Annotated in this window: 20 protein-coding genes and 1 tRNA gene; 14 read left to right on the top strand and 7 right to left on the bottom strand. The window is 71.2% G+C overall.

Features of this window, described 5'->3' with window-relative positions; all coding sequences use genetic code 11:
• Nucleotides 1–29 precede the first annotated feature (29 nt).
• Complete coding sequence (locus LL946_RS09730) at nucleotides 30–407, bottom strand: hypothetical protein (RefSeq protein WP_404380104.1); 378 nt, start codon at nucleotides 405–407, stop codon at nucleotides 30–32.
• 200 nt (nucleotides 408–607) lie between these two features.
• Between LL946_RS09730 and LL946_RS09725 the strand changes: the two genes are divergently transcribed.
• The 5 genes from LL946_RS09725 to LL946_RS09705 are packed head-to-tail and all read left to right on the top strand — an operon-like array spanning nucleotide 608 to nucleotide 3,990.
• Nucleotides 608–1,531 (top strand): AEC family transporter, encoded by a 924-nt coding sequence (locus LL946_RS09725; RefSeq protein WP_404380102.1) that lies wholly within the window; start codon nucleotides 608–610, stop codon nucleotides 1,529–1,531.
• Nucleotides 1,532–1,570: 39 nt separating this feature from the next.
• Entirely contained in the window at nucleotides 1,571–2,191 is a 621-nt protein-coding gene (locus LL946_RS09720; protein WP_404380100.1) for a CDP-alcohol phosphatidyltransferase family protein, read from the top strand.
• Nucleotides 2,181–2,645, top strand: a complete 465-nt coding sequence (locus tag LL946_RS09715; RefSeq protein ID WP_404380098.1) for a VTT domain-containing protein — start codon at nucleotides 2,181–2,183, stop codon at nucleotides 2,643–2,645. The genes LL946_RS09720 and LL946_RS09715 overlap by 11 nt, the downstream gene beginning before the upstream one ends.
• 47 nt (nucleotides 2,646–2,692) lie before the next feature.
• Nucleotides 2,693–3,541 carry a M15 family metallopeptidase gene (locus LL946_RS09710; RefSeq protein WP_404380096.1) on the top strand — a complete coding sequence of 283 codons (849 nt, stop codon included), beginning with the start codon at nucleotides 2,693–2,695 and terminating at the stop codon, nucleotides 3,539–3,541.
• Nucleotides 3,542–3,594: 53 nt separating this feature from the next.
• On the top strand, nucleotides 3,595–3,990 hold the full coding sequence (locus LL946_RS09705; protein ID WP_404380094.1) for a hypothetical protein: 396 nt from the start codon (nucleotides 3,595–3,597) through the stop codon (nucleotides 3,988–3,990).
• A 39-nt stretch (nucleotides 3,991–4,029) separates the two neighbouring features.
• On the opposite strand, the gene LL946_RS09700 is transcribed toward LL946_RS09705, so the two are convergent.
• Nucleotides 4,030–5,547, bottom strand: a complete 1,518-nt coding sequence (locus LL946_RS09700) for a helicase HerA-like domain-containing protein (RefSeq protein WP_404386849.1) — start codon at nucleotides 5,545–5,547, stop codon at nucleotides 4,030–4,032.
• Nucleotides 5,548–5,886: 339 nt separating this feature from the next.
• Here LL946_RS09700 and LL946_RS09695 point away from each other — a divergent pair, with 339 nt between their 5' ends.
• From LL946_RS09695 to LL946_RS09665, 7 genes are all read left to right on the top strand, one after another.
• The gene (locus tag LL946_RS09695; protein WP_009776380.1) at nucleotides 5,887–6,180 is read left to right on the top strand and encodes a type II toxin-antitoxin system VapB family antitoxin; all 294 of its coding nucleotides are present in this window, start codon (nucleotides 5,887–5,889) and stop codon (nucleotides 6,178–6,180) included.
• Between the two features lie 6 nt (nucleotides 6,181–6,186).
• Nucleotides 6,187–6,738 (top strand): LytR C-terminal domain-containing protein, encoded by a 552-nt coding sequence (locus LL946_RS09690; RefSeq protein WP_404380092.1) that lies wholly within the window; start codon nucleotides 6,187–6,189, stop codon nucleotides 6,736–6,738.
• Nucleotides 6,735–7,601, top strand: coding sequence for a CHAD domain-containing protein (locus LL946_RS09685; RefSeq protein WP_404380090.1), 867 nt, complete (start codon nucleotides 6,735–6,737; stop codon nucleotides 7,599–7,601). Before LL946_RS09690 ends, LL946_RS09685 begins: the two co-directional genes overlap by 4 nt.
• Nucleotides 7,598–8,743 (top strand): mannosyltransferase family protein, encoded by a 1,146-nt coding sequence (locus LL946_RS09680; protein WP_404380088.1) that lies wholly within the window; start codon nucleotides 7,598–7,600, stop codon nucleotides 8,741–8,743. The genes LL946_RS09685 and LL946_RS09680 overlap by 4 nt, the downstream gene beginning before the upstream one ends.
• A gap of 76 nt (nucleotides 8,744–8,819) precedes the next feature.
• Nucleotides 8,820–9,566: a DUF3105 domain-containing protein gene (locus LL946_RS09675; protein WP_404380086.1), complete on the top strand. Its 747-nt coding sequence runs from the start codon at nucleotides 8,820–8,822 to the stop codon at nucleotides 9,564–9,566.
• A gap of 17 nt (nucleotides 9,567–9,583) precedes the next feature.
• A complete protein-coding gene (locus LL946_RS09670; RefSeq protein WP_404380084.1) occupies nucleotides 9,584–10,216 on the top strand; it encodes a DUF305 domain-containing protein in 633 nt (210 codons plus the stop codon).
• Nucleotides 10,217–10,349: 133 nt separating this feature from the next.
• A tRNA-Ser gene (locus tag LL946_RS09665) sits at nucleotides 10,350–10,439 on the top strand.
• 249 nt (nucleotides 10,440–10,688) lie between these two features.
• On the opposite strand, the gene LL946_RS09660 is transcribed toward LL946_RS09665, so the two are convergent.
• From LL946_RS09660 to LL946_RS09650, 3 genes are all read right to left on the bottom strand, one after another.
• Nucleotides 10,689–10,994 carry a hypothetical protein gene (locus LL946_RS09660; protein ID WP_404380082.1) on the bottom strand — a complete coding sequence of 102 codons (306 nt, stop codon included), beginning with the start codon at nucleotides 10,992–10,994 and terminating at the stop codon, nucleotides 10,689–10,691.
• Between the two features lie 240 nt (nucleotides 10,995–11,234).
• The gene (locus tag LL946_RS09655) at nucleotides 11,235–11,849 is read right to left on the bottom strand and encodes a CueP family metal-binding protein (protein WP_404380080.1); all 615 of its coding nucleotides are present in this window, start codon (nucleotides 11,847–11,849) and stop codon (nucleotides 11,235–11,237) included.
• A 374-nt stretch (nucleotides 11,850–12,223) separates the two neighbouring features.
• Entirely contained in the window at nucleotides 12,224–13,123 is a 900-nt protein-coding gene (locus LL946_RS09650) for a cation diffusion facilitator family transporter (protein WP_404380078.1), read from the bottom strand.
• Nucleotides 13,124–13,198: 75 nt separating this feature from the next.
• Here LL946_RS09650 and LL946_RS09645 point away from each other — a divergent pair, with 75 nt between their 5' ends.
• Together LL946_RS09645 and LL946_RS09640 are read left to right on the top strand one after the other, a co-directional pair.
• On the top strand, nucleotides 13,199–14,176 hold the full coding sequence (locus LL946_RS09645; RefSeq protein WP_404380076.1) for a TIGR03885 family FMN-dependent LLM class oxidoreductase: 978 nt from the start codon (nucleotides 13,199–13,201) through the stop codon (nucleotides 14,174–14,176).
• Between the two features lie 10 nt (nucleotides 14,177–14,186).
• The gene (locus LL946_RS09640; RefSeq protein ID WP_404380074.1) at nucleotides 14,187–15,911 is read left to right on the top strand and encodes an alpha-amylase family protein; all 1,725 of its coding nucleotides are present in this window, start codon (nucleotides 14,187–14,189) and stop codon (nucleotides 15,909–15,911) included.
• A gap of 25 nt (nucleotides 15,912–15,936) precedes the next feature.
• Here the strand turns inward: LL946_RS09640 and LL946_RS09635 are convergent, their stop codons facing one another.
• Nucleotides 15,937–16,548 carry a DedA family protein gene (locus tag LL946_RS09635; RefSeq protein ID WP_404380072.1) on the bottom strand — a complete coding sequence of 204 codons (612 nt, stop codon included), beginning with the start codon at nucleotides 16,546–16,548 and terminating at the stop codon, nucleotides 15,937–15,939.
• Complete coding sequence (gene tadA, locus LL946_RS09630; RefSeq protein WP_404380070.1) at nucleotides 16,545–16,976, bottom strand: tRNA adenosine(34) deaminase TadA; 432 nt, start codon at nucleotides 16,974–16,976, stop codon at nucleotides 16,545–16,547. The genes LL946_RS09635 and tadA overlap by 4 nt, the downstream gene beginning before the upstream one ends.
• Nucleotides 16,977–16,981 lie beyond the last annotated feature (5 nt).

Genomic DNA, 16,981 nt, shown 5'->3' with positions numbered 1-16,981 from the left:
GTGCCGGAGCGGAGAAACCCACCTCCGGGTCAGACCCGGAGACCGCTGAACTCGACGGCAAGGCCCACCGGGTCGACGTACTCGCAGAGGACGACGCCGTCGCCGGTCGGGTCGAACCCGGGAACATCGAGGGTGACGACGGGATCGGTCCCGGGGGTGAACACCACCTCGACGTGCTTGGGGATGATGACGTCAGGGCTGTCGACGACGTGGAACGGCGTCCCGAACCCAGCCGGCGTCAGTGCTGTGAGGACCTCCTGTCCGTCGCAGCTCAGGAGTCGCTCGTTGGTCCATCCCGGCGGCGGAGAGCCTGCAGCCGCTACCGGCATCAGAGCCGTGGGAACCAGTGAGCAGAGGGTGAGGGCGACGACGAGTCGACGTCTGGGGTTCGCGGTCACGGTGGGCATGAGTCCTTCCCCTTTCCGGTCAAGGGGGCATGCCGACACTCACCTCCCGTGGGCACGGCCCGCACCCCGTGCTCGGAGTCTAGGAACGGTGGTCCGCCTCCGGAACGACACTTTCGAGTCCCCCGGTGATGGGGACGACGAGGGGTGAATCCGGTGAGACGGCTCCCCGGCTCATCCATCCGGGCATCTAGCCTGCACGGGTGCAGGGAGTCTTCACGGGGTTCGCGACCATCGGCGTGGTCATCGCCGTCGGTGCGCTCCTCGCCCACCTGCGCATCGTCGACCTCACCGCCCAGCGGGTGCTGTCGCAGGTCGCCTTCTTCGTCGGCTCGCCGGCCCTCATGGTCATGACCCTGAGCCGGGCGGACGTGCACAACGTCCTGTCCGCCAACCTCCTCGCCACCTCGGCCGCCGTGCTCGTCCCGGTCCTGGTCTACGCCGCGGGCGCCCGGTTCATCTGGCGGCGACGGCTCGGCGACGCGACGATCGGAGCGCTCTCCGCGGCATACGTCAATGCGGGGAACCTGGGGATCCCGGTGGCGAGCTACGTCCTCGGCGACGCCGCCCTCGTCGCACCGACGCTCCTGCTCCAGCTGCTCGTGCTCCAGCCGATCGCGCTGGCACTGCTCGACACCGACGCCCTCGGCCGCACGCCGTCGCTCGGCCAGCTCGTCACCCGGCCGCTCCGGAACCCGCTCACGGTCGGCTCGCTCATCGGCGTCCTGCTCTCGGTCACCGGGTGGACGCTGCCGGAGTCCGTGGGCAACCCGCTCGAGCTGCTCGGCAACGTCGCGGTGCCGGCGATGCTCCTCGCCTACGGCATCGCGCTCCGGCTCGGTCCCGGGCTGGGTGCCGCCGGCTCGGTCGCCGAGCTCGCGACGACCTCCGCGCTCAAGCTGTTCGTGCAGCCGCTCGTGGCGTATGCCGTGGCGCGCTTCGCGCTCGGCGTGGAGGGCCCCGCCCTGCTCGCCATCGTCGTGACGTCGGCCCTGCCCACGGCGCAGAACATCTTCGTCCACGCCACCCGTTACGACCGCGCGACGGTGCTCGCGCGCGACACGATCCTCATCACCACGATGGGGTCGGTGCCGGTGATCCTCCTCATCGCCGCCCTGCTCGGCTGAGACGGCGCGCGATCGGCTCCGGCCACCTATCCTGAGCCAATGCCGGGACCAGTGCTGGACGGGGGGACATCGGCCGACGTCGGGATCCTGCGCGAGCACCTGTGGACCGGGGCGACGGTCATCACTGCCGTGCGCACGGTGGCGTCGGCGGCGGTGGCCGCATGGGGAGCCGTCGAGGGCAGCCTCACCCTGCTCGTCGTGGCGCTGGGCATCTACTGGGTCGGCGACATCCTCGACGGGACGTGGGCGCGGCTGCGCCGGTGCGAGACCCGGATCGGCGCCGTGCTCGACATCTTCTCGGACCGCTTCAACGCCGGAGCGTTCTACGTCGGGCTCGCGTGGCTCGAGCCCGGCCTCGCACCGGCGGTGTTCACCTACCTCGCCGAGTTCATGGTCGTCGACACGTTCCTGTCGCTGGCCTTCCTCGCCTGGCCGATCCGCAGCCCCAACTACTTCTACGTCGTCGACCGGACGATCTGGCTGTGGAACTGGTCCAAGCCGGCCAAGGCCGTCAACAGCGCCCTCTTCGCGGTGCTTCTGCTCGTGACCGGCTGGATGTGGGTCGGCCTGGTCATCGCGCTCGCCCTCCTCGCCCTCAAGTGCTGGTCGGTCGCCCGGCTGTTGCGGATCGGGCTGCCGGTGCCCACCGATGTGGGCTGAGGTCCTCAGCATCGCCGGGTTCGCCGTCGCCTCGGCCCTCGTCCCGCTCATCAACATCGAGGCCATCGTCGCGCTCGCGGCGACCCAGGGCGACGCACCCACGTGGGTCATCATCGCGGTCTCGTCCGTCGGCCAGATGCTCGGCAAGCTCTTCTGGTACTACGGCGGCCGCGAGCTCGAACGCTTCGGCTTCGTCGCGCGGCGCATGCAGAAGCCGAGGGCCAAGGCGGCCCTCGCGCGGTGGCGCTCACGCACCGAGGGGCGTCCTTGGTACGCCGTGGGACTGCTCCTCCTCTCGGCCGTCGTGGGCATCCCTCCGTATGCCGTGATCGCCGTCCTCGCGGGGGCGCTCAGGGTGCCCCTGGTCGTCTTCCTCGTGACCGGGCTGCTCGGTCGGGCGCTGCGCTTCGCCGCCGTCATCGGGGGCGCCGCGACGGTGATCTCCTGGTGGTGACGACCGTTCCGGTGGCGGCCCCACGCGACCGCTGCTAGGAACGAGGCATGACTCGTCGCACGCTCCCAGCCCTCATCCTCGGCCTCACGGTCGCCGCCACCATGTCGGCGGGAGCCGTCTCGTCCGGCGCCGTCGCGGCCCCCTCGGGAGGCGTCAGGGCGACGAGCAGCGCTGCGGCACAGGGTCATCCGAGCGCGCCGCCGGAGATCGTCGCCCTGCGCGACGTCGACCCGACGATCGTCCACGAGATGCGCTACACCACGAGCCACAACTTCGTCGGCGAGCGGATCGACGACTACCGGGCGCCGCTCTGCCTCCTGACCCGTCCTGCGGCCGAGGCGCTCTCACGGGCGCAGGACGTCCTGCGGCAACAGGGCCTCACCCTCAAGGTCTACGACTGCTACCGGCCGCAGGGCGCCGTCGACCACTTCGTCCGCTGGGCCGAGGACCTCGACGACGAGCAGATGAAGTCGGAGTTCTACCCGCGGGTCGAGAAGTCACGGCTCTTCGAGGACGGCTACATCGCCGCGAAGTCCGGGCACAGCCGCGCGAGCACCGTCGACCTCACGATCCAGCCGCTCGACGCGCCTCCCGGCCCGACCCCTCACTCACCCCAGCCCGGCGGGTCCTGCTTCGGCCCGGTGGCCGATCGCGTGCCCGACGCCTCGCTCGACATGGGGACCGCCTTCGACTGCTTCGACGTCCTCTCGCACACCGCGAACCCGGTCGTCACCGGTGAGGCACGCGCCAACCGCGACCTGCTCGTGGGCGTCCTCGGCGACGAGGGTTTCGTCAACCTGCCCGAGGAGTGGTGGCACTTCACCCACAAGCCGGAGCTGTTCCCGACGACGTTCTTCGACTTTCCCGTCTCGCGGGCGTCCCTCACCGCGCGCTGACCGCGGCACCGATGCGGCACCGATGCGGCACCGACGCGGGACATGATGGGGACGTGATCAGCCTCGACCTCGCCCGCCGCATCGTCCACGACGCCGGTGTCCTGTGGCAGCCCGCCGCCGGCGACCGCTTCGTCATCGACGCCGAGCTCCTCACCGGCCAGGTCTTCTGGGTCAGCGACCTCACGGTCGAGCCGCAGACCTTCGGTGAGCAGACGGTGCTCGGGTTCAACGGCACCACCGAGTGGGCGCTGGACTCGGTCAGCCTCGACAAGGCGGTGTGGCTCCCCCGCGAGGACCAGCTGCGCGGTCTCCTGGGCGACCGGCTCGAGTCCCTGATGCGCACCCCCGAGGGCTGGGAGGTGACGTATGCCGGGAACGCGGGCTCACGGCATACGGTCACCGATCCCGATGTCGAGTGCGCCTACGCGAAGGCCCTGCTCAGCCTCTGAGTCTCCGCCGTGCCCGGGCGAGCCCGCGTGCTCACCGGCTCAGCGCTTGCGGGTGCCGAAGATCGAGCGGGTGATCTCGCGGCCGATCACCGTGCCGGCCGAGCGCAGCGCCGAACGGAACGCGCTGGACTTGACCACCTGCTCGACGAGGCCCGGGTCCTCCTTGGGTGCCGCGGTCTTCTTCGCCGGGGTCGGCGCCGGTGACCTGTGGGGCGCCTCGGCTGCGGGGGCGGTGGCCTGGACCCGTGCGGCGAGCTTCTCGTAGGCCGACTCGCGGTCGGCGACGGCGGCGTACTTGGCCCCGATCGGTGACGCCGCGATGGTCGAGTCGAGCAGCGCGTCCGGCGACGGCGCCATGAGTGACTGCGGTGCGCGCATGCGCGTCCACGCCACCGGGGTCGGCGCGCCCTTCTCGGACAGCACGGTGACCACGGCCTCACCCGTGCCGAGCGAGGTGAGCAGCTCCTCGAGGTCGTACTCGCTGTGAGGGTAGGTCTTCACCGCCGCCTTGAGCGCCTTGGCGTCGTCGGGGGTGAAGGCGCGCAGCGCGTGCTGGACCCGGTTGCCGAGCTGGCCGAGGACGCCGGACGGCACGTCCTTGGGCGACTGCGTCACGAAGAAGACACCCACGCCCTTGGACCGGATGAGCCGGACGGTCTGCTCGATCGCGTCCTGGAAGGCCTTGCTCGCGTCATTGAAGAGCAGGTGCGCCTCGTCGAAGAAGAAGACGAGCTTGGGCTTGTCGACGTCACCGACCTCGGGCAGGTCCTGGAAGAGGTCGGCCAGCATCCACATGAGGAACGTCGAGAAGAGCGCCGGCCGGTCCTGGACGCCGGGCAGCTCGAGGCAGGTGACGAGGCCCTTGCCGTCGCTCGTCGTGCGCATGAGGTCGCTGGTCTCGAACGCCGGCTCGCCGAAGAACGCGTCGGCCCCTTGGTCCTCGAACGCGATGAGCTCGCGCAGGATGACCCCCGCCGTCGCGGACGAGAGGCCGCCGAGCGCCTTGAGCTCGGGCTTGCCCTCGTCGCTCACGAGGTGGCTGATGACGGCGCGCAGGTCCTTGAGGTCGAGGAGGGCGAGGCCGTTCTTGTCGGCGTAGTGGAAGACGAGCCCGAGGCTCGACTCTTGGGTGTCGTTGAGCCCAAGGACCTTGGAGAGGAGCGTCGGACCGAAGTCGGTGATCGTCGCGCGGATCGGCACGCCCTTGCCCTCGCCACCGAGGGAGAGGAACTCCGTGGGGTATGCCGTGGCCTGCCAGTCCTGCCCGACGTCCGTCGCGCGGGCCGTGAGCTTGTCATTGGGCTCGCCGGGGCTCGCGAGCCCGGAGAGGTCGCCCTTGATGTCGGCGAGGAAGACCGGGACGCCCTGGCCGGAGAGCTGCTCGGCCATGAGCTGGAGCGTCTTCGTCTTGCCGGTGCCGGTGGCCCCGGCGACCAGGCCGTGCCGGTTGAGGACGGCGAGCGGGATCTGCACCGGGGCGTCGGCGTGGGCGGTGTCGTCGATGACCGCGGCGCCGAAGTTGAGCGACGGCCCGTCGAAGGCGTAGCCGGCCCGGATCTCGTCGAGGTGGGCACTGCCCTCGGCCGCAGGGGTCTCGGCGGGCGCTGGACCCTCCGTGGAAGCAGCGGTGGCGTCGGTGGCGGGCTTCTCGGGCGTCGCGTTCTCGGTCACCTTCGGCACTCTAGTGCGGGCGGAAGGCGGGCCGACGGCATACGGGGGCGTGCTTGCGTCCGGTTGGTCGGTGCCGCCAGGTCGACCCGATGGTCACCCCAGAACGCGATCTCGAGTCAGCCCTACCCACAGGAGTCGGCCGGACGGCATACCGGGCAGGTCACAGTGCGCTCACGACGCGAGGGGCTGCGCGCCTCAGGCCACCGTGGCCCATACAGTGGCGACGTGATCTTCAAGGCCGTCGGCGACACGCGTCCGTACCCCGAGCACGGGTACAGCACGCGTCAGTGGTCGAACGTGCCCCCGCGTCTGGTCCGCCTCGACGACCTCGTGACGACCAAGCGCACGCTCGACCTCGGCATGCTGCTCTCCGAGGACTCGACCTTCTACGGCGACCTGTTCGCCCACGTGGTCGAGTTCGAGGGCACGCTCTACCTCGAGGACGGCCTGCACCGGGCGCTGCGCGCGGCCCTGCACCAGCGCCCGACGCTGCATGCGCGCGTCCTCGTCATCGAGTAGCCCGCCATGCCCGACCGCGACCTCACCGCCGAGCTCCGCCACCGCCACCAGAACAGGCGGGCGGCCACGACCATCCTCATCGTGCTGCTCATGCTCTTCTTCGCGTTCTGGTACGCCTACTCGTACTACCGGGCCTCGGGTGCCGGCGAGGCGACGCCCACGACGGGGCCGACCTGCCGCCCCTTCAACCCCAAGGTGCCCACGCCCGCGGTGACGAAGGTCAACGTCTACAACGCGACCTCCAAGAGCGGCCTCGCGGCGCGCACGGCGGCCGACCTGCGCGAGCGTGGCTTCCTCATCGGCACGGTCAGCAACGACCCGCTGAGCCGCAAGGTCGCGGTCGCTGAGGTGCGCTACGGACCGGCGGGCCGCACCCGGGTGGCCCTCGTGAGCCCCCTCGGCGGCAGGGGCACGACGACGATGGCCGACAAGCGCAAGGACACCTCGGTCGACCTCGTCCTGGGCAGCTCCTTCTCCACCCTGGCGCCGTCGCCCAAGTCCGCCGGACTGCCGATGTGCCCGGCGCCGAGCTCGCGCCCCTCCGGATCGTCGACGTGACCCCCGCGCCGGTGTCGCCGATCATCCTCTCCCCGGACCTCACGGCGACCGAGGCCCTCGACGTCATCGTGCGCGCGGCCGGCGAGCACGTGAGCCAGCACGTCGGGCGCCTGCGGACCGAGCGCGACCCCGAGTCGCTGCACCAGGTCCGGATCGGCGCCCGGCGCGCCCGGGTGGCGATCTCCCTCCTGCGGCGACCCCTCGGTGACGGCGAGAAGCTCGCGTGGGTGAGCGCGGAGATCCGCGACCTCGGGGTGCCCCTCGGTCGGGCGCGCGACCTGGACGTCGCGGTCCGTGACCACGCCACAGACCTCACCGGACCCTCGCGCGAGCGCCTGCTGCACCGTCAGTCCGGCGCCTGGGACGAGGTCCTCGAGGTCATCGGCTCGGACCGCTGGAGCGACCTCAGGACCCACGTGGACATGCTGCTCCGCCACCTGCACGAGGAGGTCCCGCTCGACCCACCCGTGCTCGACGCCGCCGGCGCCGCGCTCGAACGCCGCTACCGCCGGGTCCTCAAGGGCGGCGCCCACCTCGACCGGGGTTCTCGTGCCGAGCGTCACGCCGTGCGCAAGGAGGCCAAGAAGCTGCGCTACGGCGTCCAGTTCTTCAGCGGCCTGTATGCCGTCCTGCCCGAGTCGGCGCACGAGCCGCGGTCCGCGCCGTCCGAGTTCGAGCGCCGCGCCACGGAGCTCCAGGACGCCCTCGGGGACCTCGGCGACCTGGAGACGAGCCACCACCTGCTCGAGCTCGTCGGGGCCCACCAGCCCCAGCCCGACAAGAAGCCTCACCTGAAGCGGGCGACTGCCGCGGTCAGGCACCTCGAGGCGCTCGAGCCGTTCTGGCGCGACCGCGGCCGGTGACGAGCCTGCGTTCCTCCCCGGAGCTGCGCGCCGGCCTCGCCTTCCTCGGCTCCAGGCTGCTGCTCGTCATCACGGTCCTCGCGATGGCGGCGCTCGCCGGGCAGGGCGCGGTCGGGCACGAGTGGGCCACGGGCACGTGGTGGCTCGACCGGTTCTCGGCGTGGGACAGCTACCACTTCGTCCGGATCGCGACGCTCGGCTACCTCCCCCCGGGCCTCGACTGCTGCGACCAGGCGTACTTCCCGGGCTACCCGCTGCTCATGGCCGCGCTCGCGCCGGTCACCGGCGGCAGCGTCACCGGCGCCGGCCTCCTCGTCTCCCTCGTCGCGGGAGCCGTTGCGGCCGGGCTCCTGTGGCGGCTCGTCGTCGAGGACGACCGCGGCGGACTGGTTGCAGCACGCCGGGCGGTCCTGCTGCTCACCCTTGCGCCCTGCGGCTTCTTCCTCGTCGCGGTCTACACAGAGGCCCTGTTCCTCGCGCTCTCGCTCGGGGCCTGGCTGCTCGCGACGCGGCGCCGGTGGTGGTGGGCGGGCGTGCTCGCCGCCCTCGCGACCGGGGTACGCGTCAACGGCCTCTTCCTCGCCGCCGGGCTCGTCGTCATGTACGCCATCCAGTGGCACCGCGACGGCCGGCCACGGCCCCGGTGGGACGTGCTCGCCCTGGGCCTGCCCGCCGTGAGCGTCGGCGCCTTCATGGCCCACCTCCACTCCCTGACCGGCTCGTGGGACGCGTGGCGCGAGGCCGAGGACCGCGGCTGGGACCGCTCGATCGCGACTCCGTGGACCGGTCTCGCGCAGGCGTGGCAGGCCCTGCTCGACAGCCCGAACGCCTGGCTGGCGGCGAGTCGGGCGGCCGACATCGCGGCCGTCGCACTCGGCGTCGGCGTGTGCGTTCTCCTTGCGAGACAGCGCCGCTGGCCCGAGCTCACCTACCTCGCGCTCACCGTCGGGGTCGTGGTGTGCTCCACCCTCTGGGTGTCCTCACCTCGCTACGCCCTCACGTGGTTCCCGGCCTACCTGGCCCTCGCGACGCTCCGGGACGGGACGGCATACAGGCGCGTGTATGCCGTGGGGCTGGGGCTGTCGGCCGTCCTCCTCGTGGCGGCGACCTGGGCTGTCGCGACCCGTCACTGGATCGCCTGAAAACGGACTGCCCCAGCGAACTCCCAGACGCATGGGTGACAATCTCTCGACATCGATCGATCTTCAGGAGTGTGACGTGGCCCCGTCCGGGAGTGGCAGCAAGAAGGTGCGCGCGAGCCAGCGCAACGCCTCCGACCGTGTGGCGCAGATGCGCAAGGAGCAGCAGAAGAAGGACAAGCGCCGGCTTCTCGCCATCTGGGGGGCGGCCGCGGTGACCATCGCGATCGTCGTCGGCGCCGTCGCGTTCGCGGTGATCAACGACAAGGCCAACACCCCGAGCCTCGAGGCGGTCAAGGACTACAAGTACGAGGCCGGGGCTCACGTCCAGACGCCGGTGACCTACAAGGAGAGCCCGCCGGTCGGTGGCGAGCACAACCCGGTCTGGCTCAACTGTGGCGTCTACGACGTGCCGGTGCCCACCGAGAACGCCGTCCACTCGCTCGAGCACGGCGCCGTGTGGATCACCTACCAGCCCGACCTCGCCGCGGCCGAGGTCGACAAGCTCAAGGACGTCACGCCGAGCACCTACGCGGTGCTGTCGCCGTTCGAGGGCCTGCCGGCGCCGGTCGTCGTCTCGTCGTGGGGCCACCAGCTCCAGCTCACCGGTGCGGACGACCCGCGGCTCGAGGAGTTCATCCAGGAGTACCGCCAGGGTCCGGGCACCCCCGAGCCCGGCGCGCTGTGCACCAACGGCACCGACGGCACCGACCCGACGGTGTCGCCGAGCCTCGCGGGTGGCGCGCCTGCGCCCTCCAACGGTGCGACGCCGTCGACGAGCCCCTCGTCGATGCCCGGCGCGAGCCCCTCGCCGTCGGCATCGTGACCGACTCGCCTTCCACAGTGTCGACGGCCTCATCCCGCTCCCGGGGTGAGGTCGTCGGCCTGTCGGTGCTGCTCGCCGTGCTGTCACTGCTCGCCGGGCTCGTGCTCGGGTGGGCGCTGTTCGGGCGCGGCGGGTTCCCCCTTGAGGGGTCGGCCGAGGCGGGCTTCGCGCGCGACATGCAGACCCACCACGGCCAGGCGGTGCAGATGTCGCTCCTCGTCGCCGAGCGCACCGAGGACCCGGCGATGCGCACGTTCGCGAACGACATCGCGACGAGCCAGCAGCAGCAGTCGGGCCAGATGTTCGCGTGGGTGCAGCTGTGGGGCCTCAAGCCCACGGGCTCGCAGCCGGCGATGGCGTGGATGGGCTCGGACCACCACGGCGCCACGTCGGCCTCGGGCGAGTCCGTGGACATGCCCGGCATGGCATCCGAGTCCGACCTGGAGCGGTTGGCTGCGGCGCGCGGCGTCGAGGCGGACCGGATCTTCCTCACGCTGATGATGGCGCACCACAAGGGCGGCGTGGAGATGGCTGACGCCGTGCTCGCCCGCTCCGACCGCTCCGAGGTGGTGACGCTCGCGCGGGCGATGAAGGCGGCCCAGACCTCGGAGATCCAGGCGATGCAGCAGATGCTCGACGCGCGGGCCTGACGGCGGCCGTCGCCTCTGCTCTTCCTCCCCAATGCGGGAACCTCTAGGGCCCGGAGGCTCGACGTTGCCTCCGTATGCCGTCCGCCCACCCCTCGATTTCGCTCCGGCGGGCTCGTTGCGTATCCTGCTTCGCGGTGGTGTGTCCGAGCGGCCTAAGGAGCACGCCTCGAAAGCGTGTGTGGGTGCAAGCCCACCGTGGGTTCAAATCCCACCGCCACCGCCAAACGAATCAGGACCCGGCAGCTTCACCGCCGGGTCCTGATTCGTTTATCGAGAGCTGGGGGATTTGGGAGGAGTTCGCGAACGGCCGAGGAACGAGGCCGGTCGCGAACGACGGCTCCCACCGCCACCGCGAGATGACGAAGGACCCCGGCAGCGTCACCGCCGGGGTCCTTCGTCATACCCGGCCACGGTCCTCACGAGCGGGGCGAATGTGCCCCGTTCGTGAGGACGCGGGACCAGTCCACGCAGGTCAGTCGGCGGCGCCGGCGCCGCGGCACAGGCCGAGGGTGCCGGGCGATCCCTTGGGCAGGCCGTAGTACTTCCACGAGTCCGCTGCGGTCTGCACCTGCGACGCGTTCTGGCCCTCCTCAGGGTCCATGTCGTTGAGCCCACTGGCTGCACAGGCCGAACGGGCGTGGTCCAGTGCGCCGGTCAGGTTCACGTTGTGTTCCGTGCTGGGCGGACCCTTGACCTCTCCGGCCATGGCCGGGGCTGCGGACATCACCGCAGCGGCGGCGACGCAGGCGGCGGTCGCGAACAGTCTCCTCATCATCATCGAGCTCCTTCGGTCCTCGAGGCGGCGCCGACGTCGGCACCACCCCTCAGCATCCGACGCCACTGGGAGCGGCGACATGACGAATGTTGGCGCGGGCACAGGGCACGAACGGCTGGCCCGATCGGATGGTTGGACCATGCCCATCGACGCCGTGACGGTGACGTCACGGCGTCGGCCGGACGATCCACGTTCGCGCCTGAGGACCGCCGGCCTCATCCGCCCCGTGATGGGCGACGGGGCTCAGGCCAGCTGCATCGTCGTGAGGCAGGTCGGCGCGTCGGCGTCGGTGGAGACGCGCGCCTCGGCGACCTTGCCCTCGTGGCTGATCCGCAGGGTGGCCGTGGTGTCCTTCGGCAGCCAGAAGCCGACGAACCCGTTGTCGAAGATCGTGCGCACCCCCTCCGTGAGCACGCGACCGCTGCCGTCCTCGACCAGGCTGACGTCGACGTCCTTGCCGCCGAGCTCGCCCTTGCACGTCGTCAGTGAGTGGTTGAAGCACTCGTGCGTCGTGTCGATGTACGGCGCGACCGAGAGGTAGAAGCGGTCGGCGGGGATCGGCAGCGACACCTCGGCGTCGTCGCCGGAGACGAGCAGGACGTCGGTGCGCACCGAGGCGCGGAGGTCCGCCGGGCGCTCCTCGACGGGCATGCGGTCGAGGGAGTCGATCACCTCCATGGCACTCCTGCCCGTGAGCGCGTGCTTGGCGAGGAGCGCCTTGCCTGCGTCCGAAGGCGCGGACGAGGCCTGTGCGGTGGCAGTGGCGCTCGACCTCGTGGTGTCGGCGGGGGTGGCGGCACAGCCGGCGAGCACGGTGGTGCAGACGGCCGCGAGGACAAGAGTTCGGTGGACTCGCATGGGACCAACATGCCTCGCGCACGGACGCACCCACGAGGACCTACGTCCTGCGCCCTTCGGACCACGGCACGACCGCCCCGCGGCTCGCGCCACGGACCTCGAACCGAACCGGAGGGCGACACGGAACAGCCCGCGGGCCTTGCCGCTCCGTGTGGGAGTCGGCGGGTGCAGGGGACGACCTGCACGGCCCGCGGGCTGCGGTGAGCTGCTGGGATTGCGCCGGGCGGCGCGACCTCGGCAGTCGAGGTGCACGACTAGCGCGCAGTCACCTCACGCGTCCAATGAGAAATCACTTCCTGGACCACCTCCCTTCCGTGTCCTCCGACGCTAATTCGTGAAGCGCCGCTCCGCAACGGGTTTGTGCTGTGAAGGACTCACCAGGTGACCTCGTGGCACCCGGCGTGCGACTCGGGCTCGACCTGGAGGGTGGCGTGCTCGACGCCGAACCGCTCACGCATCACCTGGCGGGCCGCGTCGAGCACGGCGTGCGGCTCGGCGTCCTCGACGGTCATGAGGTGCGCGGTCGCCACGTTCATCCCCGACGTCAGGGTCCACACGTGCAGGTCGTGGACGTCGCGCACCCCGGGGACCGCCGACAGTGCCGCAGCCACGTCGTCCGGGCTCATGCCGGCGGGCGCGTGCTGGCCGAGGACGCCGAGGACCTCGCGCCCGAGCAGGACCGCCCGCACGGCGACGAACGCCGCGATCGCGAGCGCGATACCGGTGTCCCACAGGGCATCCCCCGTCGCGGAGACGAGGAGCCCGGCGGCGATGACGCCGACGGACCCCAGCGTGTCGGCGACGACCTCGAGGTAGGCGCCCTTGACGTTGAGCGACTCGGCTGCGCCGCCGCGCAGCAGAACCAGCGCCACGAGGTTGACCGCGAGCCCGATCGCGCCGACGACGAGCATGGCCCCGGTCGCGACCGTGGTCGTCTCGCCGAGGCGTCGCACGGCCTCCACGACGATGTATGCCGCGACGCCGAGCATGAGCAGCACGGCCAGTCCCGAGGCGAAGACCTCCGCGCGGAACGACCCGTAGGTCCGGCGACCGGACACGTCGCGTCGAGCGGCGATCCGCGTCGCGATGAGGGCTGCGCCGAGCGCGACAACGTCGGCGGCCATGTGCCCGGCGTCGGACAGCAGCGCCAGCGACCCCGAGGTGAGGCCGGCCACGAGCTCGACGACGAAGAACGCCGCGACGAGGACGAAGGCGAGCCGGAGGCGCCAGCGGTGCGTCGCGCCGGCGTGGCCGTGGTGGTGCCCGCTGCCCATGGGAGCACGCTATCGACCCACATCAACCCCCACGCGGGCGCGGTCCACGCGTCGACGGTGTGGTGTGGTGGAGACATGACTCGCTACGGCTTCCACGCATCGCACGAGCAGATCAGTCCGGCCACCCTCCTGCGCGACGTCCAGCACGCGGAGGCGGCCGGCTTCGAGATGGCCATGTGCAGCGACCACTTCTCGCCGTGGAGCGCCCGCCAGGGCCACAGCGGCTACACGTGGGCGTGGCTGGGCGCCGCCCTCGCGACCACCGACCTGTCGTTCGGCTGCGTCAGCGCGCCCGGGCAGAGGTACCACCCCGCGATCGCCGCCCAGAAGATCGCCACGCTGTCGCAGATGTTCGAGGGCAGGTTCTGGGTGGCCCTGGGCAGCGGCGAGGCGAGCAACGAGCACATCACCGGCGAGGGCTGGCCCCGCAAGGAGCTGCGTGACCAGCGGCTCGACGAGTGCGTCGACGTCATCCGCAGGCTGCTCGACGGCGAGGAGGTGAGCCACGACGGGCTCGTCACGGTCGACCGCGCGCGACTCTGGGACCTGCCCCAGCAGCAGCCGAAGCTCATCGCCCCCGTCGTGTCGGTCGAGAGCGCGAAGCGGGTCGCGGCCTGGGCCGACGGCCTCATCACCATCGTGCAGCCGGAGGACCAGCTCCGACGGGTGATCGAGACCTACCGCGAGGCCGGCGGACGCGGTGAGCTGTCGCTGCAGATCCACCTCAGCTGGGCCGAGAACGAGCAGGAGGCGGAGGACATCGCCGTCGACCAGTGGCGGAGCAACGTCATCGGCGCCCCGGTCGCCTGGGACACCGAGACGGCCGAGGCCTTCGACGCCATCGGCGAGCAGGTGACCGTCGAGGCCGTGCGCGGCGCGGTCCAGGTCTCCGCCGACCTGTCCGAGCACCGTGAGCGCCTCGCCCACCTCGCCTCCCTCGGCTTCGACGACCTCTACCTGCACCACGTCGGCCAGGAGCAGGAGGCGTTCATCGACGCCTTCGGCGCAGAGGTCATCCCGCGCCTGACCGCCTCCACGCCCACCCACGCCTGAGGAGACCGAGATGCGCATCACCGACACCAGCGACCAGTGGTGGAAGACGGCCGTCATCTACTGCCTCGACGTCGAGACCTTCTACGACTCCGACGGCGACGGGATCGGCGACCTCCACGGGCTCGCTGAGCGGCTGGACTACCTCGCCGAGCTCGGCGTCACGTGCATCTGGCTCATGCCCTTCTACCCGAGCCCCCAGAAGGACGACGGCTACGACGTCGCGGACTTCTACGGCGTCGACCCCCGCGTCGGGTCCGCCGGCGACCTCGTCGAGGTCATCCGCACAGCGCACGACCGCGGCCTGCGCGTCATCGCCGACCTGCTCGTCAACCACACCTCGGACACGCACCCGTGGTTCAAGGAGTCGCGGCGCAGCGTCGACTCACCGAAGAGGCACTGGTACGTCTGGCGCGCGGACGCACCGCCGGACACGAGCGCCAAGGTCGTCTTCCCCGACAAGGAGGACGCCATCTGGACCCGCGACGAGCGGACCGGCGAGTGGTACCTCCACCACTTCTACTCGCACCAGCCGGACCTCAACGTCGCGAACCCGGAGGTCCGGGACGAGATCGCCCGGATCGCCGGCTACTGGCTGGAGCTCGGTCTGGACGGCTTCCGCGTGGACGCGGTGCCCTTCTTCGTCGAGGACGTCGAGACGGCAGCGGCGAAGCCGGGCAAGGGTCAGCCCGAGAAGCACGAGAAGAACGACGACGTCGTCGAGAACCTCAACCCGCACCAGCACCTCAAGGACCTGCGCGCGTTCATCAACCGGCGCAACGGTGCGGCGATGATGCTCGGCGAGGTCAACCTCCCGCACGCCCAGCAGCGCGAGTACTTCGGCGGGGACGCCGGCGACGAGCTGCACATGATGTTCGACTTCATCGGGATGCAGAAGCTCTACCTGGCGCTGGCCCGTGAGGACGCCCGGCCTCTGGCCAAGGCGCTGCTCGACCGGCCCGCGATCCACCGCAGCTGCCAGTGGGCGACGTTCGTGCGCAACCACGACGAGCTCACCCTCGACAAGCTCACCGACAAGGAGCGCGAGGAGGTCTTCGCAGCCTTCGGGCCGGATCCCGAGATGCAGATCTACGACCGCGGGCTCAAGCGCCGGCTGCCGCCGATGCTCGACGGCGACCCTCGCCGGGTCCGCATGGCCTACAGCCTCCTGTTCACGCTTCCGGGGACTCCGACGCTCTTCTACGGCGAGGAGATCGGGATGGGCGAGGACCTCGCGGGCGAGGGGCGGCACGCCGTCCGCACCCCGATGCAGTGGGCGCCGGGGCCGACCGGTGGCTTCTCGACGGCGCCGCCGCGCAAGCTCGTCCGCAAGGTCACCCCCGGCGGCTTCGGCCCCGAGCACGTCAACGTCGTGACGCAGCGGACCGACCCCGACTCGCTCTGGAGCTTCATGCGCCACCTGGTCCAGACCTACCGCTCCTGCCCGGAGCTCGGTTGGGGCGACTTCACCGTGCTCGACCAGCCCAACAAGGCCGTGCTCGCTCACCAGTGCTCGACGGGCGAGGCTGCCGTCGTCGCCGTCCACAACTTCGGGGCGGAGCCGCAGACGGTGACGCTCGACCTGTCGGAGTGGGTGGACGAGGGCGACGTCGAGCTCGCCGACCTCCTCACCGGAGCAGACCGCCGCACCGAGGACGGGTCGCTCGAGGTCGTCCTCGACGGCTACGGCTTCCAGTGGCTGCGGATCCACCCCGTCGGCGACGTGCGCATCCCCTGATCTCGCGGCCCGAAGGGCTCGCGGCTCAGGACCCCACGACGGACGAGGTCCTGCGCCAGCTCCACACGGCCACGCCGATGATCACGAACGCCCCGAACAGCACCGCCCCCGCGGTGCCGAGCCACTCGACGACCTGCTCGTAGGACTTGCCCGCGGCGTACCCGGCGAGCACGCTGCCGACCGCCCAGGACCCGGCACCCAGCAGGTCCCAGGCAAGGAACTTGGCGTACGGCATACGGGAGATGCCGGCAAGCGAGGGCATGACCGAGCGGACGAACGGCGTCCACCGACCGAGGAAGACCGCCAGTCCTCCACGGAGCCGCAGCCGCGCCTCGGCACCCGCGAGGCGCTGGCGGCGCGCAGGGTTGGTGACCCGGCGGTGCAGGCGTGGACCGGCGAAGCGACCCACGGCATACCCGACGTTGTCGCCGACGATTGCGGCCGCGAGCACGACGAGCAGCACCGACGCGAGCGAGGTGCGGCCCAGAGCCGCAGCTGCCCCGGCGAGGACCGCGACCGTCTCGCCGGGCATGACCATGCCGACGAGGAGTGCACACTCCCCGAAGACGACCAGACCCGCGATCGTGAGGATGATCCACGGTGGCTGGTCGAGCAGAGTGGCCAGGAGGTCGCTCACCGGCGTTCCCCGAAGAAGTCGAGCAGCACCTGCGACGCCTCGGCCTCGAGGACTCCCCCGACGACCTCGATGCGGTGGGTCGCGCGCCGGTCGCGCACGACGTCCCACACCGACCCGGTCGCCCCGAGCTTCGGGTCCCAGGCTCCGAGGACGATCCGGGAGATGCGGGCGAGCATCGCGGCGCCGGCGCACATCGGGCAGGGTTCGAGCGTCACGACGAGCGTGCAGTCCTCGAGACGCCACGAGCCCGTATGCTGTGCCGCCTCCCGCAGTGCCACGATCTCGGCGTGCGCCGTGGGGTCGCCCTCGACCTCGCGCAGGTTGCGGCCCTCGCCGATGACCTCGCCGCCGGGGTCGAGGACCACGGCGCCGACCGGTACGTCGCCGTCGCGCGCCGCCTGCGAGGCGAGCTCGAGCGCGCGACGCATGGGGA

Origin of the sequence: Knoellia locipacati, from assembly GCF_044791685.1 — a bacterium.
Lineage (GTDB): Bacteria > Actinomycetota > Actinomycetes > Actinomycetales > Dermatophilaceae > Knoellia > Knoellia locipacati_A.
Note: the sequence above shows the minus strand (reverse complement) of the source record. Positions and strands in the feature narration are given on the sequence as shown.

What these genes read in the sequence shown, in the direction of transcription:
- LL946_RS09730 (WP_404380104.1), bottom strand. Translation starts at nt 407, where the DNA reads ATGCCCACCGTGACCGCGAACCCCAGACGTCGACTCGTCGTCGCCCTC.
- LL946_RS09720 (WP_404380100.1), top strand. Translation starts at nt 1,571, where the DNA reads ATGCCGGGACCAGTGCTGGACGGGGGGACATCGGCCGACGTCGGGATC.
- LL946_RS09715 (WP_404380098.1), top strand. Translation starts at nt 2,181, where the DNA reads ATGTGGGCTGAGGTCCTCAGCATCGCCGGGTTCGCCGTCGCCTCGGCC.
- LL946_RS09710 (WP_404380096.1), top strand. Translation starts at nt 2,693, where the DNA reads ATGACTCGTCGCACGCTCCCAGCCCTCATCCTCGGCCTCACGGTCGCC.
- LL946_RS09690 (WP_404380092.1), top strand. Translation starts at nt 6,187, where the DNA reads ATGCCCGACCGCGACCTCACCGCCGAGCTCCGCCACCGCCACCAGAAC.
- LL946_RS09660 (WP_404380082.1), bottom strand. Translation starts at nt 10,994, where the DNA reads ATGATGATGAGGAGACTGTTCGCGACCGCCGCCTGCGTCGCCGCCGCT.
- LL946_RS09655 (WP_404380080.1), bottom strand. Translation starts at nt 11,849, where the DNA reads ATGCGAGTCCACCGAACTCTTGTCCTCGCGGCCGTCTGCACCACCGTG.
- LL946_RS09650 (WP_404380078.1), bottom strand. Translation starts at nt 13,123, where the DNA reads ATGGGCAGCGGGCACCACCACGGCCACGCCGGCGCGACGCACCGCTGG.
- LL946_RS09645 (WP_404380076.1), top strand. Translation starts at nt 13,199, where the DNA reads ATGACTCGCTACGGCTTCCACGCATCGCACGAGCAGATCAGTCCGGCC.
- LL946_RS09640 (WP_404380074.1), top strand. Translation starts at nt 14,187, where the DNA reads ATGCGCATCACCGACACCAGCGACCAGTGGTGGAAGACGGCCGTCATC.
- tadA (WP_404380070.1), bottom strand. Translation starts at nt 16,976, where the DNA reads ATGCGTCGCGCGCTCGAGCTCGCCTCGCAGGCGGCGCGCGACGGCGAC.